Annotated in this window: 22 protein-coding genes; 12 read left to right on the forward strand and 10 right to left on the reverse strand. The window is 70.6% G+C overall.

All coding sequences use genetic code 11. The features are described from left to right. Positions 1–14 precede the first annotated feature (14 nt). Genes OG609_RS05165 through OG609_RS05180 form a run of 4 tightly spaced genes read right to left on the reverse strand, consistent with a single transcriptional unit; the run spans position 15 to position 2,989 of the window. Entirely contained in the window at positions 15–629 is a 615-nt protein-coding gene (locus OG609_RS05165; protein WP_327271684.1) for a GTP-binding protein, read from the reverse strand. Further along, entirely contained in the window at positions 610–981 is a 372-nt protein-coding gene (locus OG609_RS05170) for a DUF742 domain-containing protein (RefSeq protein WP_327271685.1), read from the reverse strand. Before OG609_RS05170 ends, OG609_RS05165 begins: the two co-directional genes overlap by 20 nt. After that, positions 978–1,385: a roadblock/LC7 domain-containing protein gene (locus OG609_RS05175; RefSeq protein ID WP_093896207.1), complete on the reverse strand. Its 408-nt coding sequence runs from the start codon at positions 1,383–1,385 to the stop codon at positions 978–980. The genes OG609_RS05170 and OG609_RS05175 overlap by 4 nt, the downstream gene beginning before the upstream one ends. Continuing rightward, positions 1,382–2,989 (reverse strand): sensor histidine kinase, encoded by a 1,608-nt coding sequence (locus OG609_RS05180; protein WP_327271686.1) that lies wholly within the window; start codon positions 2,987–2,989, stop codon positions 1,382–1,384. The genes OG609_RS05175 and OG609_RS05180 overlap by 4 nt, the downstream gene beginning before the upstream one ends. 577 nt (positions 2,990–3,566) lie before the next feature. Here OG609_RS05180 and OG609_RS05185 point away from each other — a divergent pair. Next, positions 3,567–4,322, forward strand: a complete 756-nt coding sequence (locus tag OG609_RS05185) for an IclR family transcriptional regulator (RefSeq protein WP_327271687.1) — start codon at positions 3,567–3,569, stop codon at positions 4,320–4,322. 50 nt (positions 4,323–4,372) lie between these two features. Beyond that, positions 4,373–4,648 (forward strand): hypothetical protein, encoded by a 276-nt coding sequence (locus tag OG609_RS05190; RefSeq protein WP_327271689.1) that lies wholly within the window; start codon positions 4,373–4,375, stop codon positions 4,646–4,648. Here the strand turns inward: OG609_RS05190 and thrS are convergent. The 3 genes from thrS to OG609_RS05205 all read right to left on the reverse strand — a co-directional run bounded on the left by thrS (position 4,645) and on the right by OG609_RS05205 (position 8,359). Beyond that, positions 4,645–5,940 (reverse strand): threonine--tRNA ligase, encoded by a 1,296-nt coding sequence (thrS, locus tag OG609_RS05195; RefSeq protein ID WP_327277942.1) that lies wholly within the window; start codon positions 5,938–5,940, stop codon positions 4,645–4,647. The two genes, OG609_RS05190 and thrS, sit on opposite strands and share 4 nt — an antisense overlap. A gap of 191 nt (positions 5,941–6,131) precedes the next feature. Next, entirely contained in the window at positions 6,132–6,638 is a 507-nt protein-coding gene (locus OG609_RS05200; protein WP_327271690.1) for a MarR family winged helix-turn-helix transcriptional regulator, read from the reverse strand. Then, entirely contained in the window at positions 6,635–8,359 is a 1,725-nt protein-coding gene (locus OG609_RS05205; RefSeq protein WP_327271691.1) for an FUSC family protein, read from the reverse strand. The genes OG609_RS05200 and OG609_RS05205 overlap by 4 nt, the downstream gene beginning before the upstream one ends. Positions 8,360–8,507: 148 nt before the next feature. Between OG609_RS05205 and OG609_RS05210 the strand changes: the two genes are divergently transcribed. Together OG609_RS05210 and pcaB are read left to right on the forward strand one after the other, a co-directional pair. Continuing rightward, the gene (locus OG609_RS05210) at positions 8,508–9,278 is read left to right on the forward strand and encodes a VOC family protein (protein WP_327271692.1); all 771 of its coding nucleotides are present in this window, start codon (positions 8,508–8,510) and stop codon (positions 9,276–9,278) included. Between the two features lie 253 nt (positions 9,279–9,531). Next, a complete protein-coding gene (gene pcaB / locus OG609_RS05215) occupies positions 9,532–10,902 on the forward strand; it encodes a 3-carboxy-cis,cis-muconate cycloisomerase (RefSeq protein ID WP_327271693.1) in 1,371 nt (456 codons plus the stop codon). Positions 10,903–10,951: 49 nt separating this feature from the next. Here the strand turns inward: pcaB and OG609_RS05220 are convergent, their stop codons facing one another. After that, positions 10,952–11,560, reverse strand: a complete 609-nt coding sequence (locus OG609_RS05220; RefSeq protein ID WP_327271694.1) for a GNAT family N-acetyltransferase — start codon at positions 11,558–11,560, stop codon at positions 10,952–10,954. Positions 11,561–11,706: 146 nt separating this feature from the next. Between OG609_RS05220 and OG609_RS05225 the strand changes: the two genes are divergently transcribed. The 4 genes from OG609_RS05225 (at position 11,707) to OG609_RS05240 (ending at position 14,985) form a co-directional block, all read left to right on the forward strand. Further along, the gene (locus OG609_RS05225; RefSeq protein WP_327271695.1) at positions 11,707–12,165 is read left to right on the forward strand and encodes a hypothetical protein; all 459 of its coding nucleotides are present in this window, start codon (positions 11,707–11,709) and stop codon (positions 12,163–12,165) included. A gap of 87 nt (positions 12,166–12,252) precedes the next feature. Beyond that, positions 12,253–12,903, forward strand: coding sequence for a DUF3105 domain-containing protein (locus OG609_RS05230; RefSeq protein WP_327271696.1), 651 nt, complete (start codon positions 12,253–12,255; stop codon positions 12,901–12,903). Continuing rightward, positions 12,900–13,544 (forward strand): DUF305 domain-containing protein, encoded by a 645-nt coding sequence (locus tag OG609_RS05235; RefSeq protein WP_327271697.1) that lies wholly within the window; start codon positions 12,900–12,902, stop codon positions 13,542–13,544. The genes OG609_RS05230 and OG609_RS05235 overlap by 4 nt, the downstream gene beginning before the upstream one ends. A gap of 199 nt (positions 13,545–13,743) precedes the next feature. Next, on the forward strand, positions 13,744–14,985 hold the full coding sequence (locus OG609_RS05240) for an ROK family protein (RefSeq protein WP_327271698.1): 1,242 nt from the start codon (positions 13,744–13,746) through the stop codon (positions 14,983–14,985). A 190-nt stretch (positions 14,986–15,175) separates the two neighbouring features. On the opposite strand, the gene xylA is transcribed toward OG609_RS05240, so the two are convergent. Further along, positions 15,176–16,345, reverse strand: a complete 1,170-nt coding sequence (gene xylA / locus OG609_RS05245; RefSeq protein WP_327271699.1) for a xylose isomerase — start codon at positions 16,343–16,345, stop codon at positions 15,176–15,178. A gap of 299 nt (positions 16,346–16,644) precedes the next feature. Here xylA and xylB point away from each other — a divergent pair, with 299 nt between their 5' ends. The 4 genes from xylB (at position 16,645) to OG609_RS05265 (ending at position 22,056) form a co-directional block, all read left to right on the forward strand. Further along, positions 16,645–18,126: a xylulokinase gene (xylB, locus tag OG609_RS05250; RefSeq protein ID WP_327271700.1), complete on the forward strand. Its 1,482-nt coding sequence runs from the start codon at positions 16,645–16,647 to the stop codon at positions 18,124–18,126. 178 nt (positions 18,127–18,304) lie between these two features. Then, positions 18,305–19,582, forward strand: a complete 1,278-nt coding sequence (locus tag OG609_RS05255; protein ID WP_327271701.1) for a VWA domain-containing protein — start codon at positions 18,305–18,307, stop codon at positions 19,580–19,582. After that, positions 19,582–20,427, forward strand: coding sequence for a hypothetical protein (locus tag OG609_RS05260; RefSeq protein WP_327271702.1), 846 nt, complete (start codon positions 19,582–19,584; stop codon positions 20,425–20,427). Before OG609_RS05255 ends, OG609_RS05260 begins: the two co-directional genes overlap by 1 nt. Before the next feature lie 261 nt (positions 20,428–20,688). Next, positions 20,689–22,056: a cytochrome P450 gene (locus OG609_RS05265; RefSeq protein WP_327271703.1), complete on the forward strand. Its 1,368-nt coding sequence runs from the start codon at positions 20,689–20,691 to the stop codon at positions 22,054–22,056. Between the two features lie 356 nt (positions 22,057–22,412). Here the strand turns inward: OG609_RS05265 and OG609_RS05270 are convergent, their stop codons facing one another. Further along, a complete protein-coding gene (locus OG609_RS05270; RefSeq protein WP_327271704.1) occupies positions 22,413–24,470 on the reverse strand; it encodes a phosphocholine-specific phospholipase C in 2,058 nt (685 codons plus the stop codon). Positions 24,471–24,673: the final 203 nt, after the last annotated feature.

The following is a 24,673-nucleotide window of genomic DNA, read 5'->3' on the forward strand; positions in this document are numbered from 1 at the left end:
GGTGTGTACTGCTGTCAGGCGAGCGGGAGGGCCAGACTGTGCAGATAGCGCATCAGCGTCATCAGTACGTCTCGGCTGGAGGCACGCAGCCGGGCGTCGCAGTCGATCACGGGGACCTCTTCGGGGAGGTCCAGAGCGGCACGCAGCGTCTCGACGGGGTGTTTCGGGGCGTCGGGGAAGGTGTTGACGGCGACGACGAACGGCACGCCGCGCTCCTCCAGCCGCCCGATGACGTCGAAGCTGACTTCGAGGCGGCGGGTGTCGATGAGGACCACCGCGCCGAGGGCACCTTCGAACAGGCCGTTCCACAGGAACCAGAACCGTTCCTGGCCCGGGGTGCCGAACAGATAGAGGATCAGTTCCTCACTGATGGAGATCCGGCCGAAGTCCATGGCGACGGTGGTCGCGGTCTTGCTCTCCACCCCGAAGTTGTCGTCCACGCCGACTCCGGCCTGGGTCATGGTCTCTTCGGTGGTCAGCGGCCGGATCTCGCTGACGGATCCGACCATGGTCGTCTTGCCGACCCCGAACCCTCCGACGATCACGACCTTCACCGCGGCTGTCGCCGTGGTGGGAAGGACGTCCTCGCGCCGGGGGCCGGTGATCGTGTCAGAGCTTCTGAAGTCCATGCATCACCGCTTCGAGAAGGGACCTGTCCGGGAGAGTGGCGCGGACGATGGGCGCGCGCGATTCGATGAGTTCGCTCGCGAGGAGTTCCGTGAGGAGCGATGTCACCACGCTGAAGGGCAGACCGAGGTACGCCGAGATCTCGGCGACGGATAACGGCGCCTGACAGAGCCGCAGGATCACGGCCTGCTCGGGCTGGACAGTCGGCGTCGGCTGGGCCTTCGCGACGACCATCGTGACCAGGTCGAGCGGCGCCCGCTCGCTGCCGTCGGGATCGCCGGTGATCACGTACAGCCGTTCCGGGTCGCTCAGTGACGGATCGGCCTCTCGGCGTTCTCGTCGGGGAGAATTCATCCGGCCTGCCCATCATGGCGCGGCGGGCTCGTCAGGTGGGCGCCGATCCTGACGACCATGTCGCGCATCCGCGACCCGACGAGCCCCGCGTCGACCGTCTCACCGGCAAGGACCGCGAGGTACGCCCCGGTTCCGGCGGCCATCAAGTAGAAGAAGCCGCCGGTGACTTCGATGACGACGAGGCGCATAAGGCCGTCGCTGTAAGGGATTTCGGAGGCGACGGCGGCGGCCAGGCTCTGCAGCCCCGCGCAGGCCGCCGCGAGGCGGTCGGCGACATCGGGGTCGCCGCCGTGCCGGGCGATGCGCAGACCGTCGGCGGAGAGCACCACGATCTGGTGGATGTCCGGCACGTCGTCTGCCAGTTCCTTGAGCATCCAGTCCATATTTCCCCGCTGCTGGATCACTTCAGGTCTCCCTTGTCCCAGGCATCGTCAGAGTCTTCGTCGGTCTTCGGCTCCTGCGGCACACCGTTGACGGCGTTGGTGAAGGCCTCCAGCCAGAGTCCGGGGGGCTGCGCCTTGCCGCTGTCGTTCCCCTGGCCGTGGCCGCTGATGTGGCCGTTGCGCTGTCCTGCGGTGGGGTCGACGGCCTGCGCGGGGAGGTTGTGCGAGCCCAGGGGGGCGCGGCCACGGCTGCGGCGTTGCGGGAGACCGCCCGCGGTCCACTCGGTCACCACGGGGACGTCATCCTCCATGGCGGCCGCGGGGACGGCCGGCCGGGTGACGGGTGCGACCGGTCCGGTGGCGGGGCGCTGGGCCACGGGGCGGGGCTTGCGACGTGCCGGCACGACGTGCTTCATCGCCTCCTGGTCGATGTCGCTGGTGGGCCTCGATGTGGCGCCGATGCCGTGGGCGATGCCGGGAGCGGGTCCGGTGGTGATCATGGCGCGGGGCACGATGAGTACGGCACGGACACCGCCGTACGCGGACTGCCGCAGCGAGACCTGGAGGTCGTACATCCGCGAGAGCCGTCCGACGACTGCCATGCCGAGTCGCGGGGACTCGCCGAGGTCGTTCATGTTGGAGCCGGCCTGCGCCCTGGCGAGCATGTTCTCGGCCCGCGCGCGGGCCTCCTCGCTGAGCGAGACGCCGCCGTCCTCGATCTCGATGGCGATGCCGGTCTGCACCTCGACGGCGGTGACGTGCACCCGGGTCTGCGGCGGCGAGTAGCGGGTGGCGTTGTCGAGGAGTTCGGCGCAGGCGTGGATGAGCGGTTCGACGGCCGTGCCGATGATGGCGACCTTGGCGATCGAGTGCAGATCGACGCGCGGGTACTCCAGGATGCGCGACATGGCGCCGCGCAGCACGCTGAACAGCGGTACGGGCTTGGGCCATTGGCGACTGGGGCGGGCGCCGCCGAGTACCGCGATGGAGTCGGCGAGACGGCCGATCAGCGCGGTGCCGTGGTCGATGCGGAGCAGGTCGTCGAAGACATCGGGGTTGCGCCCGTGGTGCTCCTCCATCTCCCGCAGTTCACTCGCCTGGCGGTGGACGATCGCCTGGACCCGCCGGGCGACGTTGACGAAGGCGCGCTGCGCGGAGTCACGCATCGCCTCTTCGTTGTCGATGATGTTCAGCACCGTGTAGACGAGGGTGCGCTGGGCGTCGGGCAGGTCGCGGTACAGCTCGTCCGCGTCGACGACATCACGGAGCACCTCTTCGGGCGAATTACCCACGCGCAGCCGGTGGATGGCGGCCGGCAGGAGCTCCTTGCTGATCCTCACGGTCTCGTCGTCGTGTGTGGCGATGCGCCGCTCCAGGTCGACGAAGCGCCGTTCGTACACCGCACGCTGGGTGCGCAGATCGCGTGCCCGGCGGGCGAGTTGAAGGGTGAGTACGGCGACCACGACGGTGGCGAGCGCGCCGCACCAGACGACTGGTATCCGCGCGGCCGGGGAAACCAGTGCCACCGCGGCGGCGGTGGCACCGCCCATCAGGAGCACGGGCAGCAACATGGCGCGAACGACGGGGGTTCCTCGTTCGATCGGCGGTGATTCAACACGAACCATCTAAAACCTCTGGCGGTTGATTCGGGAGGTATAAGCGCTTGCAGGACACTCGGGAACAAGCGCTCGAATTCATATCAACTCGACTTCGCTGCGCGTGAGCTTAGTCAGATCGGAACAGTGCTTCGGCACATTCACCCAACCCCCTGCGCGAGCGCTCCCGCGGTAATACACTCACGAGTTTTTGCACGCACCGCCTCCGCGCGTGCACAAGGAGTAACGAGCGGGGGAAATTCGCAAGGCCGAGCACTCTTCGTACCTCACAGAGGGACAGTCGCAGAGATGCCCGGAAGGCCGATTCGAGCACGCTTACGGAAGGAGTAGGGCAGATGGAGAAATAGCCGAATGGCTCCATCCCAGGACCGATCCATTCCGTACCGCAAAGAGGGACGCGGGCACATGTGATCGAAGCGGATCGAAAGGAGCACATTCATGACTGAAGGACGGGTGCACGGCAAGGTCGCCATAGTGACGGGCGGTGCGGGTGGTATCGGTGCGGAGATCTGCCGCGTCCTCACCGCACAGGGAAGGGCTCGACGGTCGTCGCCGCCGATCGGAATCGAAGAAGAACGGACACACCATGGGGCCGACACGGGGCTACACCATCGAATCGCTGGACACCGGGCTCCGGCTGATGCAGCTGTTCCTCACCCATGACACGCTCACCGTCTCCGAGGCTGCCGAGCTGCTCTCCGTCGGCCGGTCCACCGCCCACCGGGTGCTCAGCACCCTGGCGGGACGCGGCTTCGCGATCCGGGACTCCTCCGGCCGCGGCTATTGCGCCGGTCCCGAACTCGTACGGCTCGGCCGCCCGGCGGGCTTCGGTACGGCCGTCCGCGAACAGCTCGGAGCGGTACTGGACGACGCGGTACGGCGCACCGGTGAGACCGTGCAGAGTGCGGCACTGATCGGCGACCAGATCATCATCACCGACGGCCGCGAGTCCTCGCACCCGGTGCGGGTGATGCTGGAGATGGGCCGTACTCATCCCGCCCACGCCACCTCGGGCGGCAAGATGCTGCTCTCCCGGATGACGGTGGAGCAGGTCTGCGCCCTCTACCCGCAGGAGGAGCTGGCGGAGGTCACCCCGAACACCCTCACCTCGCGGTCCGCACTGCTCGCGGAGCTCGATGAGATCCGCTCCTGCGGATACGCCCTCAGCCGCGGGGAGTCGGTCTGGGGCATGAACGCCGTCGCCGTTCCGCTGGCCGGGGCGAGCTGGCGGGACCGGCTGGCCCTGATGGCATCGGCGCCCGCCGACCGCGGCGACGACGCGGCACTCATCCGCCGCGCCGAGGAACTGCGCCGGTCCGCCGCACTGTTGGGCGCACTCTGAAGCGGGCTCCGAACCACCGCTTCGGTCACGGTCCGGCGTTCTCGGGCAGGATGCAGCAGATCACGGCCGCGGTGACCGCCGAGGCACCCGAGTCGCGCGGGGCGGTGCTCGCGACGTTCTACACGATCGTGTACGCGGGTCTCGGGCTGCCGGCCGTCGCTGCCGGACTACGGGTGAGGTACCAGGGGATGGCGCGGGCGATGAACGAGTTCGCGCCGGCCGCCGCCGTGGTGTGTGTGCCGATCCTGGCCGTACATCCACGGGTGAGCAGGCGCCCGGAGCAGGCCGCCCGAGGGCCTGCTCCGGGGCCGAGCACCTCTCCCTAGTCCCAGAGGTCGGTGCTGTGGGCGTCCACCAGGGCGACGATGCGGGCGAGGACGTCGTCGGCGGACTGTGGATCGTGCCGGCGTCCGTCGCGCAGACGCAGGGCGACATGGTCGTCGGCGGCTTCCCTGGAACCGATGACGGCTTGGTAGGGCACCAGGCGGGCTTCCCGGATGCGGGCCCCCAGGGTGCCGCGTTCCGGTCCGGCGACCTCGGCCCGCAGCCCGAGACCGGTGCACCGCCGGGCGAGCGCCTCGGCATTCGGCAGCTCGGCTTCGGAGACCGGGAGGATCGCCAGCTGGGTGGGGGCGAGCCAGGCGGGGAAGGCCCCGCCGTGTTCCTCGATGAGATGGGCGACGGCTCGCTCCACGCTGCCGATGATGCTGCGGTGGATCATGACCGGCCGGTGCTTCGCGCCGTCCGGGCCGATGTAGTGCAGGTCGAACCGGGCCGGCTGGTGGAAGTCGATCTGGACGGTGGACAGGGTGGACTCCCTGCCCGCACTGTCGGTGACCTGGACATCGATCTTGGGACCATAGAACGCGGCCTCTCCCTCGGCCGCCTCGTAGGGCAGGCCGGAACGGTCGAGGACCTCGGTCAGCAGGGCGGTGGACCGCTGCCACATCTCGGGGGCGGCGACATACTTCCCGCCTGGTCCCGGGAGGGAGAGCCGGTAGCGGGCCGGGCTGACGCCCAGCGCCCGGTACGCCCGGCGGATCAGTTCCAGCGCGGCCTGCGCTTCCTCGGCCACCTGGTCCAGGGTGCAGAAGATGTGCGCGTCGTTCAGCTGGATGGCCCGCACACGGGTCAGTCCGCCGAGCACTCCGGAGAGTTCGGAGCGGTACATGCCGCCCAGCTCGGCCATGCGCAGCGGCAGTTCGCGGTAGCTGTGGGAGCGGGAGCGGTAGATGACCGCGTGGTGCGGACACAGGCTGGGCCGCAGCACGACCTGCTCCCCACCCAGGTCCATCGGCGGGAACATGTCGTCGCTGTAGTGCGACCAGTGCCCGGAGATCTCGTACAGCTCCCGCTTGCCGAGCACCGGCGAGTACACGTGCCGGTAGCCCGCCCGCCGTTCGGCGGTGCGGATGTACTCCTCCAGGGTGTGGCGCACGACTGCGCCGTCGGGCAGCCAGTACGGCAGTCCCGCGCCGATCAGCGGGTCGGTGTCGAACAGGTCCAGCTCACGGCCGAGCTTGCGGTGGTCGTTCATGGCGGTCTCCTCGCGGTCGTCGGACGAGTGACCGCAAGGCGAAGCCCCGGGGCACTCGCCCCGGGGCTTCGGACTGAACAGCTGTCAGCGCGCCGGGACACTCTCCGGCGTCGTCGTCATGGCAGCGCGCTTCATGCGGCGGACGTTAGCAGCGACGTACCGATGTCCGCGCGGGATTTATTTCCGGCGCCGCCGACCCTGCGGCGCTGCCCGGCAGTGCGGTGCTGCCGGTCCCGGCCGCGGGCCGACCCGGCGGGGTCCCGGCCCCCGGTTCAGCGCCGGGCGCCGCCGATGCGTCCCTCCAGCTGCACCAGCAACTCGCTGAGCTGGGTGCTGAGCCGGGCACGGGACTGCTCGTCGAGACCGGACAGCACCATGCGTTCGTACGCCAGCTGCCGGGGCAGCAGCCGGTCGACCAGGTCGCGGCCCTCCTCGGTGAGGCGGACATGGGCGACGCGGCGGTCGCGGGCGTCGCTGCGGCGGTCGACGAGCCCACGCTCCTGAAGGACCCGCAGACGCTTCGTGACGGCGGCGCCGGACGAGAACGTCTCCCTGGCCAGCTCGCCGGGGGTGAGTTCGCGGTCGGTACGGCGTACGGCACCGAGCAGGTCGAACTCGGCGCGGGTCAGGCCGGCGGCGCGCAGCGGGGCGTCCTCCGCCTGCTGGAGCAGGGCCGCGCAGCGGTTGATACGGCCGATGAGTTCCATCGGTCCGGTGTCCAGCTCCGGGTTGACGGCCTGCCACTGCCGCACCACCGAGGCGACGATGTCGTCGGTCACACCGCTCCGTTCTCCTGGGCGGGGGCGATCAGCCCCTGCCGTGTTGCTGTCGCCGCGAGCGTACGGTGTCCGGCCTGCTCGGCCGCGAGGACCTGTTCCTGGGGCAGGGCGCGCTGCCACCATTCGCCCGCTGCGGTGTCGTCGGCCTCGCGCAGCTCGACGAGCGATCCGGTCAGCCTGCGGCGCGCGGCGTCGAGGGCGGCGGGCGTGGGCTGCGGGGCGGCGAGAGCGTGTACGGCATGGGCGCGGGCCCGGTCAGTGGCGGCCAGGGCCTTTTCCAGGCGTCCGGCGGCCCGGCGGTTGGTCACCAGCATGGCGGCGAGGATGCCCACGCCTGCGCCGATCACCGTGTCCAGGACCCGGTCGCCGATGAGCTCACCGGCCGGGTGGGTGCCGCCGAACTCCAGGACCAGCAGGGCCATCGGCGTGACGGCGATGGAGCCGAGCCAGTAGTTGCGCGTGATCAGGGCCTCCGCCGCGAAGCCGAAGAGCAGGCAGAAGCCGATGAGGGCCAGCGGTCCGGTGCGGCTGACCGGGAGGACGACGGCGAAGACGAGGACGCCGAGCAGATTGCCGAGGGTCCGCTGGAGGGCCCGGTTCCAGGACAATGTCACGTTGGCCTGGTACAGGGAGGCGGCCGTGACGATCGCCCAGTAGGGCCGGCCGACGCCGGCCGCCTGGGAGACATATCCGGCCAGGGCGCAGCCGATCAGCGCACGGGCGCCGATGGGGAGCAGCGGGGAGCCCGGGGCGAGGCGGCGCAGCAGTGCGCGGCGGGCTTCGCGGCGGCTTCGTGTGCGCCGGGCGGCCCGTTCGGCGTCGATGCCGAACAACTCATCGGACGTGCCGGGGGCGGGCGGCGGAGTGGGGACGGGTCCGCGGGCACGGGTCTGCCGGGCCCAGACGCGGAGCCGTTCGGGGTCGGGGGCGGAAGCGGGGGCAGCGGTGGGAGCGATCGGGGAAACGCCGTGGGCGCCCCCGGCAAGGGCGGCCTCGGCGTGGACGACGAGACGTTCGAGAGCCCGGCGTACGGGCGTGGGGCGTCCGGCGGCGAGCAGCGCCTGCCAGGCCGCGTGCACGGCCGCGACCGCGGCGCGCCGGGTGCGATGACCGGGGGCGGTGACGTATGCCGCGGCCGCGTCGAGTGCGCGGGCGGTCGCCCGGCGCTCCGGCCCCTCCCTGCGGATCACCGCGGGGCCGACCGTGACCAGCCAGGAGATCACGCCCGCGGCCAGGGTCAGCGCGAGGTGGCCGGGTACCTGGCCGAGGTGCTGCGGGGCGAAGAGTGCGGCCGAGGTCACGAACGTGAAGATCACCGGCCCGGGCGGGCCGATGCGGGTGGCGTCGCAGAGCATCTTCTGTCCGGCGGCGAGCAGTGCGCCCACCGCGATCAGCACGGCGGTCGATCCGGTGAGCGAGGCCGCGACGAGGGATATCGCCATGCCGATGACCATGGAGACGACGACTCCGGCCACGGCTCGGGCGCGGCGGGCGTACGGCAGGTTGTGGCCGTACAGCGCACAGAGCGAGCCGGCCATCGTGTACATCACGAGGTCGAGCCGGTCGACGGCGAACAGCAGAAGATCCGGTACGGCGGTGGCGACGACCACACTCAGCGCCGGCTTGAACCACATGTCCGAGGGCCGGGCGAGGCGCAGGGGTGCGGCCAGCGGGAGTCTGCGGACCGAGGGCTGCCGGGATCGGATGATTGTATCGCTCACCCAAATACTTTAACAGGTATTACACCCGTAAAACAACTTCTTCGATGACCAGGCCGCGGCACTGATGGCCGCCCCCTCCGTGAACCCATAGCGTTCAACCGCACGAGGACAGACAGGCATATGTCGATGCACCCACGAAGGAATCCGTATGAAGCTCACCAAACCGGTGCCCAGCGGTCCCTGCTGGATCGAGCTGAGCACCCCCGACATCCCGGCTGCCAAGTCGTTCTACGCGGCGCTCTTCGGCTGGCGCTCCGAGACCGATCCGCGTGAGGAGGCGGGCGGCTACACCATGGCGCGCCTCTCAGATGCGCGAGTGGCCGCACTGAGTCCGGTCTACCAGCCGGGACAGCCGCCCGCCTGGACTGTCTCGTTCGCCAGCGAGGACACGGACGCCACGGTCGAGAAGGTGAAGTCGGCGGGCGGCTCGCTCCTGGTCGGCCCGATGGACGTGTTCGACCAGGGCAGGTTCGCGGTGGTCGCGGATCCGTCCGGTGCGGTGTTCTCGCTGTGGCAGGGCCGCGCCTTCGCCGGCGCCGAGCGGCTGAACGACCCGGGCGCGCTCGGCTGGGTCGAACTCATCACCCGGGAGGCCGACCAGTCGCTCGCTTTCTATCCCGCGGTCTTCGGATGGACGGTGAACACCGCTTCGGAGGGCTACACGCAGTGGGGCGTGGCCGGCGAGGACTTCGGCGGCATGCTGATCATGGACGACAGGTTCCCGCCGGAGGCGCCACCCAACTGGCTGCCGTACTTCGCCGTGACGGACGTCGACGCGGCGGCGGCCACCGCCCAGGGGGCCGGCGGCGAACTGCTGATGCCCCCGACGAGCGTGCCGGACGGACCTCGGATCGCGGTGGTCCGGGATCCGCAGGGTGCGGTGTTCGGTATCCACCGGGCGGGCGACGAGGGCCAGTAGGTCCTGTCGTGGGAGCCGGACGCCGGGCGGGGCCGGATGTCGACGACGCCGACGGGCAATCGGGTGGTAGGGGCCCTGCCGACGGGCGGGGTCCCGTACCTCTTGGCCGCCGTTCCGGCAGGTGACACGCTTTTGGAGTCGCTGGACGCCGAGCACCGGGCCACACTGATCGCGACACCCACGTACCCGCGTACCCACCGGTTCGACATCCGCCTGCAGGGGGACGGCGAACGGTCTTCCTGGAGTTCAGCTGATGTACGAGAGCGATGTCGGACTGCTCGCCCCCGGGCGGGCCGGCTCACCCGCCGAGACGGCCACCGGCGACAGCGCCTTTCTGCGGGCGATGCTCGATGCCGAGGCCGCGCTCACCCGCGCCCAGTCCGTCTGCGGGCTCGCCCCCGCCGAGGCCGGGCGGGCGGTGACCGCGGCGGCGGCCGACGCGAGCCGATTCGATGTGCGGGATGTGGCGCTGCGCGCACGTGCGAGCGGCAATCCGGTCACCCCGCTGGTCTTCGACCTGGTCGCCGCAGTGGAGGAGGACGTCCGGCCGTACGTGCACCGGGGCGCCTCCAGCCAGGACATCCTCGACACGGCCGCCATGCTGGTCGCCGCCCGGGCCCTGGCACCGGTGCTCGACGATCTGGCACGGTCCGCGGAGGCGGTGGCACGGCTCGCACTCGCACATCGCAACACCCCGATGGCCGGCCGAACGCTCACCCAGCACGCCGTGCCGACCACCTTCGGGCTGAAGGCCGCCGGGTGGCGTGCACTGATCCTCGACGCACGGGACCGGCTCTCGGCCGTACGGGAATCGCTACCCGCGCAACTCGGTGGCGCGGCAGGAACGTTGGCCGCCTTCAATGCCTTCGCGCCCATCGACGAAGCCGAAGTCGCCGACGACGACGGCCGGGGGCTGACCGTGCTCCAGGCATTCGCGAACGAACTCGGTCTGGCCGAACCGCTGTTGCCGTGGCTCAGTCTGCGTACCCCGATCGCCGATCTGGCGGGCGCGCTCGCCTTCACGGCAGGTGCGCTCGGCAAGCTGGCGGTCGATGTGCTCACCCTGTCCCGTACCGAGATCGGCGAGGTCACCGAAGGGAAGGGCGGTGGTTCGTCCACCATGCCGCACAAGGCCAACCCGGTGCGCGCCACGCTGATCGCCGCGGCCGCCCGTCGCGCCCCCGGCCTGGCGGCGACGCTGTACGGCTCGCTCGCAGCCGAGGACGAGCGGCCGGCCGGGTCGTGGCACGCCGAATGGGAGCCGCTGCGCGAACTGCTGCGGCTCGTCGGCGGGGCCGCGTACGACGCCGCCGAACTCACGGACGGACTGCGCGTCGTCCCGTACGCCATGCGGGAGAATCTCCAGCTCACCGACGGGCTGATCGTCTCGGAGCGGCTGGCCGCCGTGTTCGCCGAGCGCATCGGCCGCAAGCGCGCCAAGGAGGTTCTGGTGAGCGCCGCCGCCCGGGCCCGTGCGGAGACCACGGATCTGGCCGATGTCCTCGGCGATGTGCTGGACGAGGAGCCCGAACTCGCCGGTCTCGATCTTTCCGACCTGACCGAACCCGCCCGGTACACCGGCTGCGCAGGCGTCCTCACCGACCGTGCGCTGGACCGCGGATGACCGCACTCGCCGTCCGCTTCCCGGTGGCGCCGCTCATTCGCCACACCTGTCAACGAGGGACGCCGTCCCCGCGGATCCGGGCATGGACGTGCATGTCGTGCCAGCCGTCGGCATGCAGATGGCCCCGGCGTCTGGTGCCCTCCAGGGCGAAGCCCGCTTTGGCCGCCACTCGGCAGGACGCCTCGTTCAGCACGGAGTGGGGGAGTTCGAGGCGCTCGAACCCGATCTCGTCGAAGGCCCAGCGCGCCAGCACCGAGACGGCTCGGGACGCGATGCCGCGTCCACGGACGGCCGGCAGCGTCCAGTAGGCACATTCGGCGTGACCGATGGCCGGCGTCAGGGAGCGGAGCGCGACCCGGCCGAGCACTTCCTCGGCTCCGCCGGCCGCGCTTGCGGGGCGGACGACGGCCCAGTGGGCTCCGGTCTCGCGGTACCAGGCGCTCTGCCACTGGTCGATCCAGTCGCGCGCCTCGTCCTCGGAGTCGGCCCGGCGCAGATGCCAGCGCTGGATGACCGGGTCGGCGAAGGCGGCGAGAACGGCCGGCGCGTCCGCGTACCGCCACGGCCGCAGGAGCAGGTCGTCGGCGACGGGCAGAGCGGGTTGTACGGAGTCCGCGAGGCGCCCCGGAGGGATATGGGGCGGCACCAAGTACGGCATGGGCGCATCATCGCACGGGGCGGAACCCGTTCCGGCGGTACACGGGAGCCCCCTTGCGCGGGAGATCGCGCAAAGGCGGCCGCATCCCGTACTTCCACAGCCTGCACCCCTCGTTGAAACTTCACACACCACGTACGATGGCGGGGATGAACAGGCTGAGCGAACGGACGCACCGACGACGGCAGAGCGCCCACGCGTCGGCCGTTCTCGGCTGGCTGTTCGTACTGCTCGCCATGGTCTCGTGCTGTTCGGTCGCGGCCGCGGACTCGCCCGCGCACCGGATGGCACCCCCGGGCTCGGCCTCGCACCAGTCCGGTACCCGTACCGCAACCGCCGCCCGGGCCATGACGCCCGCGCATCCCGCGATCGTACGGACCGTAGTGGCCGATGCCCCTGAGGGCCGGGGCATGGGCAGTTCCTGCCACGGAACCTCCGAGCATGCGACACCCGTCGTACTGCCCACCCAGAGCGCACCCGTGGCGCTTCCCGGCGTGACCGCCACAGCCCCCGTCGCCCCGCTCACCGGCGCCGCCGCGATCCGCGGCCCGTCCAACGACGCCGTGCGGGAAGTCGACCATCTGCGTCTGCAGGTTCAACGGATCTAGAGGCAGGGCCCGTCCTCGGCACACCGAGGACGTTCTCCCGCATGCCCTCAGCTCCATCAGTCTTGTTGAACCGAAGGACGACTCTCCATGGCTTCCGCCAAGAAACAGAACACCCCTGCCGCCGCACGCCGCGCCAAGCTGGAGGAGGCCCGCCGCAAGGAGCGGGCCCGCGAGCGGCGCAGCCGCATCATCACCCTCACCGCCTCCGTCGCCGTGATCGCCGCACTCGTCGCGGGCGGCGGCTACCTGATGTCCGCCGCCAACGACAAGGAAGAGGCCGAGGTCGAGGCCAAGTCCTCGCCCGTGCAGGGCGAGCGGACCTGGGACAAGCTCGCCCAGAACCATGTCGAGAAGAAGGTCGACTACCCCATGAACCCGCCGGTCGGCGGCGATCACAACCCGGTGTGGATGAACTGCGACGCCGATGTCTACACCAAGGCGATACCGAAGGAGAACGCCGTCCACTCCCTTGAGCACGGCGCGGTCTGGGTCACGTACACGAGCAAGGCGAAGCCGGCCGACATCAAGAAACTGGGCGAGCGGGTCGAGGCAACGCCCTACTCCCTGATGAGCCCGGTCGAGGACCAGGCCGCTCCGCTCATGCTCAGCGCCTGGGGCAAGCAGGTGACGGTGACGAGCGCCACCGACGCACGCGTGGCGCAGTTCTTCACCAAGTACGTGCAGGGTCCGCAGACCCCGGAGCCGGGCGCGGCCTGCACCGGCGGGGTCGCCCAGTGACGTCCGCGGCCCGCTCCTCGCGCCCGATGATGGTGGCGGGCGGTGCGGTGCTGCTGCTGGCGCTGGGCCTGGTCGCGCTGATGCTCGTACGGCCGTCGTCCTCCGCGGGCTCCGCCGCACCGGCGGCCGCACCCTCGGACACGTCCGTCGATGTCGGGTTCGCGCGCGACATGTCGATCCACCATCAGCAGGCGGTCGAGATGTCGTTCATCGTGCGGGACCGTACGTCCGACGTGGCTGTACGCCGGCTCGCGTACGACATCATCAACACCCAGGCCAATCAGCGCGGCATGATGCTCGGCTGGCTGGAGATGTGGGGTCGGGCGAAGTCGTCGAGCGCACCTCCCATGGAGTGGATGGGGCACACGGTCACGCCCAGGGGCGACGGTTCGCTGATGCCGGGGATGGCGACCGACACCGAACTCGACGCACTGCGGGTGGCGAAGGGCAAGGACGCCGAGGTGCTGTTCCTGAAGCTGATGACCGCGCACCACCGTGCCGGTGCGGAGATGGCACAGGCGGCGGCCGCCGCGGCCGGAACCGACGAGATCAGGAATCTGGCGGCGGGCATGGTCCGGGGCCAGCAGTCCGAGATCGCACTCATGGCGGACATGCTCAAGGAGCGCGGTTCGACGGCCTGAGCGTCGTACGTTCCGACGGCCCGTGCGGGCGCGCGCACGGGTTCACCTTCACCGGCGGCCCGTTCGCGGCGGGTTCCTTCTCCTGCGAACGGGCCGCCCCGGCGGCGAGACGGCGAACGGCGTCAGGACTTGCCGGTCGCAAAAGCTCACCAGCTCACAGGACTGATTGCACAAGGGATCGCATAGGCTCGGATCCAACATGAAGAGCAACCTCACACCGCTGGGGCCCAAGGCCGACAAGGACACCGTGCGCCGGAGCAACCTCAGTCTGGTGCTGCGGGCCGTCCGTGACGAGGGCGAGGCGACCAGGGCCGGGGTCGCCGCGCGGGTGGGGCTGACCCGGGCCGCGGTGTCCTCGCTCGTCGAGCAACTCATCGACATCGGGTTTCTCACCGAGTCCGGCAAGACCTTCAGCGGGCAGGCGGGGCGCCCCGGGACCGCGCTCAAAGTGGCGCGCACGGGGCCTGCCGGGCTCGGTGTGGAGGTCAACATCGACTATGTGTCGGTATGTGTCGTCGATCTGGCGGGCACCGGCCGGGTACGGCTCACCGAGCACCTCGACAACCGCGGCGCGCCGCCCGCAAAGGTGCTGGCGCGGGCGGCCGGGATCGCGGCGCGCACCCTGGAGTCGGCGCGCGAGCAGGAACTGTTCCCGGTCGGGGTGGCGCTCGCCCTGCCCGGTCTGGTCTCCGGCGGTGCGGTGCGCCAGGCGCCCAACCTGGGCTGGAATCAGGTTCCGGCCGAGGAACTCTTCGCCGCTTCGCTCGCCGCCGAGCAACCCGGTCGCGAGGCGCTGCCGGTGAGTTCGGAGAACGAGGCCAATCTGGCGGCGCTCGCCGAGCTCTGGTTCGGCGGACTCGACACGGTCCGCAGTTTCCTGTATCTGACGGGCGAGATCGGCGTCGGTGGCGCCCTGGTCATCGACGGTGAACTCCTGCGCGGGGCGCACGGGTTCGCCGGGGAGATCGGGCATGTGGTGGTGGACGCGCAGGGACCGCAGTGCCGGTGCGGCTCGCGCGGCTGTCTGGAGCAGTACGCGGGACAGGCGGCGCTGTTGCGGGCCGCCGGGATCCAGGATTCCGGCAGCGGCTCCGGGGTGGCCGAGCTGGAACGGCGCGCCCTGGCCGGGGACGAGCAGGCGGTGGCCGCTGTCACGGAGGCCGGCCGGATGCTGGGGCGGGTGTTGTCCGGGACGGTGAATCTGCTCGACCCGGACGCGGTGGTGCTCGGCGGGATATACCGGAACCTGATGCCATGGCTGTCACCGCCCGCCGACGAGGAGCTGACCGGCCGGGTGGTGTCCGGGCTCTGGGCCCCCGGGAGCGGCCGTCTGCGCGCCTCGTCCGTGGCGGGTGACGCGGCGCGGGGCGCTGCGGCGCTGGTGATGACGGGGGTACTGGCCGACCCGGTGGCGTACGCGGACGGCCGGGAAACCGGCTGATCCGCCCCTGTGCGTGCGGGCCGGGCAGTCGGCTGATCCGCCCGCACGGGCACGGGCACGGGCCGGCCAACCGGCCGATCCGTCCCACCGGGTACAGACCGGACCGCCGGCCGGCTCCACGCGAAAGGGTGTGGGCCGGACGTCTGGTGTCCGGCCCACACCCGTGGCCCCGCGTCGCTGCGGGCCGGGCTCAGCGGACCCCGAGCAGGTGGTCCATCGCCAGCTGGTCCAGGGCCTCGAACGCCATGCCTCGTTCCGCCGCCGCGTTCACGTCGAACTCCTCGAACGCCGACCGGTCGGCCAGCAGCCCCGCCACGCCGTCCTCGGCGGTGGGGCGGGCCAGCTCGTCGAGCCGGGACGCGCGCAGCGCCTCCCGCACGGCGGGGTCGGCGCGGAAGGCGGCGGCGCGCTCCTTGAGGATCAGGTAGTTGCGCATGCAGCCGGCGGCCGAGGCCCAGACACCGTCGTAGTCCTCGGTCCGCGGCGGCTTGAAGTCGAAGTGCCGCGGGCCCTGGTAGCCGGCCGTCTCCAGCAGGTCGACGAGCCAGAACGCCTGGCGCAGGTCACCCGCGCCGAAGCGCAGGTCCTGGTCGTACTTGATGCCGGACTGACCGTTCAGGTCGATGTGGAAGAGCTTGCCTGCCCACAGTGCCTGCGCGATGCCGTGCGGGAAGTTCAGCCCGGCCATCTGCTCGTGCCCGGTCTCCGGGTTGACGCCGACCAGCTCCGGGCGCTCCAGACGCTCGATGAAGGCGAGGGCGTGACCGATGGTCGGCAGCAGGATGTCGCCGCGCGGCTCGTTCGGCTTGGGCTCGATGGCGAACTTCAGGTCGTACCCCTGCTCGGTGACGTAGTCGCCGAGCAGGTCGAAGGCTTCCTTCATACGGTCGAGAGCGACCCGGATGTCCTTGGCGGCGCCGGACTCGGAGCCCTCGCGGCCGCCCCAGGCCACATAGGTGGTGGCGCCGAGCTCGACGGCGAGGTCGATGTTGCGCAACGTCTTGCGCAGGGCGTAGCGGCGTACGTCCCGGTCGTTGGCGGTGAACGCGCCGTCCTTGAACACCGGATGGGTGAAGAGGTTCGTCGTCGCCATGGGGACGACGAGTCCGGCCGCGTCCAGCGCCTGCCGGAACCGCTTCACGATCCCTTCGCGCTCGGTGTCCGTCGAGCCGAACGGGATCAGGTCGTCGTCGTGGAATGTCACACCGTACGCACCGAGCTCCGCGAGCCGCTGCACGGAGTCGACCGGGTCGATCGCCGTGCGGGTCGCATCGCCGAAGGGGTCGCGCCCCTGCCAGCCCACCGTCCACAGTCCGAAGGTGAACTTGTCGTCGGGCGTGGGCGTGAAGCGTTCCGTCATCGTCTGGCCGCCTTCAGTGCTGTCGGGTTCCATGACCGGTCGAGGTGGCCGAACCCTATTTGTTTAGTGTCATGACTAATCATGCACCGAGTGCGTCCGGCACGTAACCCCCCATAGCCAGAAATCCGGAGAGACCACTGTTCCCAGCGGGATCGATCGCGTAATTTGTTTTCCGTACGATCAAATTTCCGTGGCTCCATCCCAGCAACCACGCCTCGAAGCGATGCGTGCCCCGCAGCCATCTCGCTGCGTCCGCCTCCCCGCAGTCATCTCCCCGCAGCACAGGAATGAGGTCACCCATGCCGCCGCGTACCGTCGTCATCGGTGTGGACAGCTCCACCCAGTCCACCAAAGCCGCCTTCGTCGACGCCGGAACCGGCCGGCTGCTCGCCGTCGGTCGGGCACCGCATCTCGTCACCGGCGAGGCGGGTGCCCGCGAGAGCGACCCGGAGGTGTGGTGGCAGGCGCTGTGCGACGCCGTCGCCGCCGGCCTGAAGGAGTCCGGCGTCGCCGCCTCCGCCGTGACCGGTATCGCGGTCGCCGGGCAGCAGCACGGGCTGGTCGTCCTCGACCGGACGGGGCGTCCACTGCGCCCTGCGATGCTGTGGAACGACACCCGCTCCGCCCCGCAGGCCGCCGCCCTCACCGCGGCACTGGGCGGGGCCGAGGCCTGGACCGCGCGGACCGGATCCGTGCCGGTGGCCTCCATCACCGCGACGAAGTGGCAGTGGCTGCGGGAGAACGAACCGGAGAACGCCGCCGCGGCCGCGGCCGTACGCCTCCCCCACGACTTCCTGACCGAACGCCTCGCAGACACCGCCGTCACCGACCCCGGTGACGCCTCGGGCACCGGCTGGTACTCCACCGCGACCGGTGCGTACGACCCCGAACTCCTCGAACTCCTCGGTCTGGACGTCTCGTTGCTGCCCGAGGTGGCCGAGACCGGCGCGACCCGAATCGGTTCGCTGACCGCCGAAGCGGCCGCCGCGCTCGGCCTGCCGGACGGAATCGCCGTGGCCGCGGGCACCGGGGACAACATGAGCGCCGCCGTCGGTCTCGGACTGGGCGGCGCCGGACTGCTGGACCACCCCGTCCTCAGCCTCGGCACCTCGGGAACGGTCTTCGCCGCCTCCCGGACACGGCCCACGTCGACGGCACTCTCCGGCTTCGCCGCGGCGGACGGTACGTACCTCCCGCTGGCCTGCACCCTCAACTGCACGCTCGCCGTGGACAAGGTCGCCGCACTGCTCGGCCTGGAGCGCGACGACGCGGCCCCCGGCGGCGAGGCAGTGCTCCTCCCCTACCTCGACGGCGAACGCACCCCCGATCTGCCCACCGCCTCCGGCCTGCTCACCGGGCTGCGGCACGACACCACCCCGCAGCAACTCCTGGGCGCCGCCTACGAGGGCGCGGTCTTCACCGTGCTGCGTGCCCTCGACGAACTCCTGCGGGCCTGCGGCCTCGACCCGGCCGACCCCGAGGTGGCCGCCCGGCCGCTGCGCCTGATCGGTGGCGGCGCCCAGGGGGGCACCTGGGTGGAGACGGTACGGCGGCTCTCCGGCCGGCCGCTGATCGTGCCCGGGAGCGGAGAACTGGTGGCTCTGGGGGCGGCCGCACTGGCCGCCGCCGCAGCAACCGGCGAGGATCCGGTCGCGATCGCCACCGGTTGGAACACCGGCGAGGACACCCAACTGCCCGCCGTCCAGCGGGACTCGGCAACCTGGGAGCGGGTCGGGTCGGCACTGGAGCGGGCCGCGGGCCCTCTGCTGGGCAGGGCCTGACACCCGTACACCCGGCACACCCTGACCGCTGCGCAGCCCTGCACACCCGAGCCGGCCCACACACCCCGCAAGGGGCACTGACTGGCTGTCATTTCCCCTTGACCGGCCCGGGCGACGGCGCCCCGGCCGTCTCCGGACCGGTTTGGGGAAGCGAAGCGATCTTCACTAGTATCCGGCGATGATCATAAGAAAAAGGCTGACGGTCGGGGTGGGCATCCTGCTCGCCACCCTGACCGCCGGGCTCGGTTCGGCGCTCCCCGCCGCAGCTGATGAAACCCCCACCAAAGCCTCCCCCAAGGTCGAGCTGGTGCTCGACGTCAGTGGCTCCATGCGGACCCGTGACATCGACGGCCAGTCCCGGATGGCCGCGGCGAAGCAGGCGTTCAACGAGGTCCTGGACGCCGTGCCCGAGCAGGTGGAGCTCGGCATCCGGACGCTCGGCGCCAATTACCCCGGCAATGACCGGAAGGTCGGCTGCAAGGACACCAAGCAGCTCTACCCGGTCGGCCCACTGGACCGCACCGAGGCGAAGACCGCCGTCGCCACCCTGGCCCCCACCGGCTGGACCCCGATCGGCCCGGCCCTGCTGGGCGCCGCCGACGACCTCGAAGGCGGCGACTCCACCCGTCGGATCGTGCTGATCAGCGACGGCGAGGACACCTGCGGCCCGCTCGACCCGTGCGAGGTGGCACGTGACATTGCAGCCCGTGGCATCCACCTCGTCATCGATACACTGGGCCTGGTGCCGAACGCGAAGATCCGCGAGCAGCTGACCTGTATCGCCGAGGCCACCGGCGGCACCTACACCGCCGTCCAGCACACCGATGAACTCTCCGGCCGTGTCAAGCAGTTGGTCGGCCGGGCCGCCGAGCCGGTCGTCACGCCGGTGGCGACGGAGGGCGCGGACCGCTGCTCCACGGCGCCACCGCTCAAGGCCGGTCTGTACACCGACCGGGAGAAGTTCGGCGAGCACCGCTGGTACCGGGTGGATGTACTGCCCGGTCAGGAGCTGCGCGCCTCGGTGAGCGTCTTTGCGGACCGTGCCGTGAACAATGACTACGGCGTGCTGCTGCGCGCGGTGACCGTACACGGCCGGGAAATCGTCCGGGGTTCGGAGTCGGGCACCGGCCGCACCGATGCGATCTCCTCCGGCCTGCGCTACCCGAAGCCCGAGCAGGACGACACGGACAGCGGCGACAAGCCCGCCGCCGAGACCGTGTGCCTCCAGGTGAGCAACTCCTACTCGGCCCCCGCCTCGGTGAAGACCACGCCGGGCATGCCCCTCGAACTGACCGTGGACCTGGTGGACGCCCCGGACGACGCGGCCGATGTCGCCGCGTTCGGTCTCGGCCGCGGCTGGTGGCTGCTGGGCGTACTGGTTCTCACCGGACTGGTCGCGGGTCTGCTGACCGGCTGGATCTCGCGCTGGCGCATCGCCGTCTGGAGGACCAACTGATGCGTACGACACGTGTACTCGCGGGTGCGCTGCTGACCGGCCTCGCCCTGCTGACCTCGGCGGGCGCCGCCGCGGCCGACGACCCGTCGGCGAGCCCGAGCCCGAGCGCCTCGGACGGCGGGTCCGGCCCCACCGAGGCCGGCACCACCTTCCGTACGGCCACTGCGGTCCAGCAGAACCAGCACGCCACCGCAGGGGCGTCCACGGGTGACTACCTGTACTGGGTGTTCCCCGCCGACGCGGGCCAGCGGGCCACCGTCAAGGCGAAGATCACCCTGCCGGAGAGCGCCACCCGGCACGGCGCGTCGACCTGGCAGGTCGATGTGTACGACGGGCTGCGGCGCCGCCAGGCCTGCATGTACGGCCGCCAGACCGGGAAGGCGGCGGCCGACGCGTCGACCGTCGAGCTGACCTGCGTGCTGCGGACCGTCCGCGCCTGGTCCGAGCCGTGGGCCAACGACCCGCTGCCGGGCAGCTACTACGTACGTCTCACGGTCGTCGACCTGCCCTCGGCGGACCTCGGTCTTCCGGTGCAGACCGAGGTCGAGGTCACGGCAGCCGACAAGGGCGGCGCCGGGGATGTGGACGGCACGCTCGCCGAGCCGCTGGTCCCCGGCGGGTCCTCCGTCGAGCAGATCTCGAACGGCTCGGCCGCCAGTGGCGACGGCTCGCCGTCCACGGTGTCGCGCGGCAGTGAGCCCGAGGACGGCTGGGCCTCCGGCTGGTGGACCGACCGCTGGCTGTGGACGGTCGGCGGCGGAGTACTGGGGGCGCTCGCGGCCGTCTTCGGCTACTCCCTCACCCGCGGCAACGGCCGCCCGTCCCGGGTACCGCCGGGCGTCTGACGCGCACATCGCGCAACGGGCTCCGGACCACGAGCCCACCGGACCGCACCGCCGGACGGGCCCAGGCCCTGGGCCCGTCCGGCGACGGCGGACACATCCCGCCGACCGCCCAGCCGCCCGTACCTTCTCGGCACGGCGGCCGCTACCCTCGACAACTCACGTACCGCACAAGGCCGATGACACCTTCCATGCCGTGCGGTACTGCTGAAGTCAGGTCGCTGCGCATCCAGTCGGATGCGCCACAAGGGAGCGGAGACTTTCATGTCCACGGAGACCGGCCCGGCCGTCGATGCCGAGCCGCGAGGCCACACGATCGTGCCGGGCCCGAAGGGGCTGCCGTTTCTCGGGAACCTGCCCCAGTTCGGAAAGAATCCCCTCGCCTTCTTCGAGCGACTGCGCGGTCACGGCGACATGGTCGGCTGGCGATTCGGCCCCAACCCGTGCGTGTACATAGCCGATCCGGAGTGCATAGGCGAGCTGCTCACCGAAACGGAACGCACCTTCGACCAGCCCGCACTCGGTGTCGCCTTCCGGACCGTGTTGGGAAACGGCGTTGTGGTCGCCCGCGGTACGGACTGGCGGCGGAAGCGGTCACTGGTGCAGCCTTCCGTACGCCCCAAGCAGGTGCGGTCGTACGCGGCGACGATGGCGAGCAGCACGGTGGAGTTGGCGGACACCTGGTCCGGCGGTGAACGCATCGACATCAAGCGCGAGATGGCGGCACTGACGCAGAAGATCGCGGTCCGTACGATCTTCGGCGTCGACACCCCGGCCGACGCCGATGCGATGGGCCGGGCGATGGATGTGGCGCAGCGGGAGATCGGCAAAGAGTTCGCCGGTATCGGCGCGCTGTTGCCGGACTGGGTGCCGACACCGGGCCGGGCCAGGATCAGGAAGGCCGCCGCGGTCATCGACGCCGAGGTGGGCCGGGTCGTCGCGCGTCACCGCGACGGCGGGGACGATCGCCCCGATCTGCTGAGCCGGCTGCTGACCGCGGTCGACGAGACGGGTGCGCACCTCACGGACCAGGAGATACGCGACGAGACGGTCACCCTGTACATCGGTGGGCACGAAACGACCAGCTCCACTCTGGTGTGGGCCTGGTATCTGCTGTCCCGCAATCCGCGGACACGCGCCGCGCTCACCGAGGAACTGGACCGGGTACTCGGCGACCGTGAGCCGGAGTTCGACGACTATGCCCGGCTGACGTACACCCAGTCGGTGGTCAAGGAGACCCTGCGCCTCTACCCGACGATCTGGCTCGTCACCGGCGTCGCCAAGGAGGGTGCGCGGATCGGCGGTGTGCCGATGCCGGAGGGCACCCGGGTGTGGACCAGTCAGTGGGCGACGCACCGCGACGAGCGGTGGTTTCCCGAGCCGGAGGAATTCCGTCCCGAGCGCTGGGATCCACAGGAGGGCGACGACATCGCGGAGTACGCCTGGTTCCCGTTCGGCGGCGGCCCCCGGGTCTGCCTGGGCACACGGTTCGCGATGGTCGAGGCGGTGCTGATCCTGGCCGTGCTGGCACGCCGTTTCGAACTGGAGGTGGACCCGGGCACCGTCAACCCTGTACCGACGCTGACGCTGCAGCCGCACCGCGAAGTGATGGCGACGGTCCGGGCGCGGTAGCGGCGTACGGGGTGGGGTGGACGCCGCGGTCTCCCGCACCCTCGCCCCGTAGGCTGCGGTCGTACGGTGCAGGACGGCTCGGCCGAGACGGCGTAGCACTACCGCCCCGCAGTCACGAGGCCCCGGGCTCCATCCCGTCGCCAGATATATCGAACCGACTTGTCCGATCTGTCGCGAAGATCGGGGCATAACGGTCACACTGGCGATGTCGGGCTCACCGGCCACCGGGCCGTCCGGCCGCGGGTGACATGCGCAGATGATTCCGACCTGAACCCGCCCGTCGGGCCGACGGGTGGTCAGACGCCCGGACCGGCCAAGGGGGCGGGGGCATGAACACCTTCCCCCGCCCCCCACGGTCAGCCTGCCATCAGGGCCGGATCGCTCGTACCCGCCTCGCCCGTCTCGACGTGTCCGGCAAAGCGGCGCAGGAACGTGGTGTCCGTGTCGGAGACCACCGAGATGTCGTACCAGCGGCTGCTCCCCCGCAGATCCACCGAGTGGTTCACGGTCGCACCCGCGCGCACCGTGAACGTCTGGACAGAGTCACCGTATGCGTCCCTCACCGTCAAATGAACGTCTCCGGACCCCGTATGAGTCATCGTCAGGTCGAGATTCCCATTGATGGCGTTGTGGCGGGCGGTCACCTCGGGCCCTGCCGCCTTGCCGGGCCCCTTGAAGGTACGCAGAAAACCGTTCGGCCCGTACACGCTGAGGCTGGTCACCCCCTTCGAGTAGGCCGTGTTCCAGGTGTCGGAGAGCGACTTGCCGGCCTCGGTGGTGTACGTCCACGGTCCGTCGGTACGGTTTGCGGACGTGACCAGGAACTGCGCTCCGGCCGCAGCACCACCGCTGAAGGTGAGGCCGTACTTTCCGGTCGCCGGATTCGCCGAGCCGTCCACGAACGGCGCGTACGGCAGCGGCCGGGTAGGCCGGGAACCCGGTTCCTGTGTGGGAACGCTGCCGACAGCGGGCGGCACGGGCACGTAGTCGGGATGCCGGTTGCGGTCCGGCGGCAGGTACCCGGCGGTGGAGGGCAGGGCGACGGGGGCGGTGTCCGTACGGCGGAAGTCGAACGCGGAGGTGAGGTCGCCGCAGATGGCGCGCCGCCAGGGCGAGATGTTGGGTTCCTTCACCCCGAAGCGACGTTCCATGAACCGGATGATCGAGGTGTGGTCGAAGACCTCGGAGCAGGAGAACCCTCCAGTGCTCCACGGCGAGACGACCAGCATCGGCACGCGCTGCCCCAGACCGTACGGGCCCGCGGCGTAACCCCCGTTGCCCGCAAAAAGGTCGGCGGAGGCCGCCACGGTGGACAGCCCCTGCGCGGCCCCGGACGGCGGGTACGGCGGCACGATGTGGTCGAAGAAGCCGTCGTTCTCGTCGTACGTGATGAACAGGGCGGTCCTGCCCCACACCTCCGGGTTGGACGTCAGCGCGTCCAGCACCTGCGCGATGTACCAGGCACCGTAGTTCGCGGGCCAGTTGGGGTGCTCGGTGAAGGCTTCCGGGGCGGCGATCCAGGAGATCTTCGGCAGGGCACCGGCCTTCACATCGGCCTTGAGCCTGTCGAAGAGCCCGTCGCCCTTCTTGGCGTCAGTGCCGGTGCGAGCCTTTTCGTAGAGCGGATCGCCGGGCTTGGCATTGCGGTAATTGTTGAAGTAGAGCAGCGAGTTGTCACCGTAGTTCCCGCGGTACGCGTCGCTGATCCACCCCCAGGACCCTGCGGCGTCGAGCCCGTCGCCGATGTCCTGATAGATCTTCCAGGACACCCCGGCCTTCTCCAGCCGTTCGGGGTACGTCGTCCACCCGTACCCCGCCTCGTCGTTCCCGAGCACGGGGCCGCCGCCGGTGCCGTCGTTTCCGGTGTATCCCGTCCACATGTAGTAGCGGTTCGGGTCCGTCGAGCCGATGAAGGAGCAGTGGTACGCGTCGCAGACGGTGAACGCGTCGGCGAGGGCGTAGTGGAACGGTATGTCCTCGCGGGTGAGGTAGGCCATCGTCGTCGCCGACTTGGCGGGCACCCACTGGTCGTACGCACCCATGCTGAACGCCCGGTGGCCGCCCGCCCAGTCGTGGTTGAGGTCCTGGATGAACTGGAGTCCGAGGTTGTCGGCCGTCGGCCGGAACGGCAGCACCTCCTTGGTGCCGGAGGCCTGGTGCCACACCGGTTTGCCGCTGGGCAAGGTCACCGGACGTGGGTCACCGAAGCCGCGTACACCCTTGAGCGTGCCGAAGTAGTGGTCGAACGAGCGGTTCTCCTGCATCAGCACGACGATGTGCTCGACATCCTCAAGGGTGCCTGTGACACCCTTCGCCGGGAGGGAGGCAGCGCGGGCGATGCTGTTCGACAGCATGCTGAAGGCGGCTGCGCCTCCGGCGAGTTGCATGAAACGGCGACGGTCGAGTTCAGCCATGGGTCAGGACCTCTGTGGGGTGAGGAGGTGTGGGGGCGAAAGCGACTGGAGTGTTCCAGAGTCCGCCGGGGTGGCGAAAGACCGACGCGGTGTGGACACGGTGGCGATCCGCCGAACGGCAGTCGGCGGGCCGGTGCGTGACCGGCCCGGCGGGCGCGGCCACGGTGGCCTGTCCGCCCCTGATCCTCCGGACAGGCAGGAGG

It is taken from the genome of Streptomyces sp. NBC_01224 (assembly GCF_036002945.1).
In the GTDB taxonomy this organism is placed as follows: Bacteria; Actinomycetota; Actinomycetes; order Streptomycetales; family Streptomycetaceae; genus Streptomyces.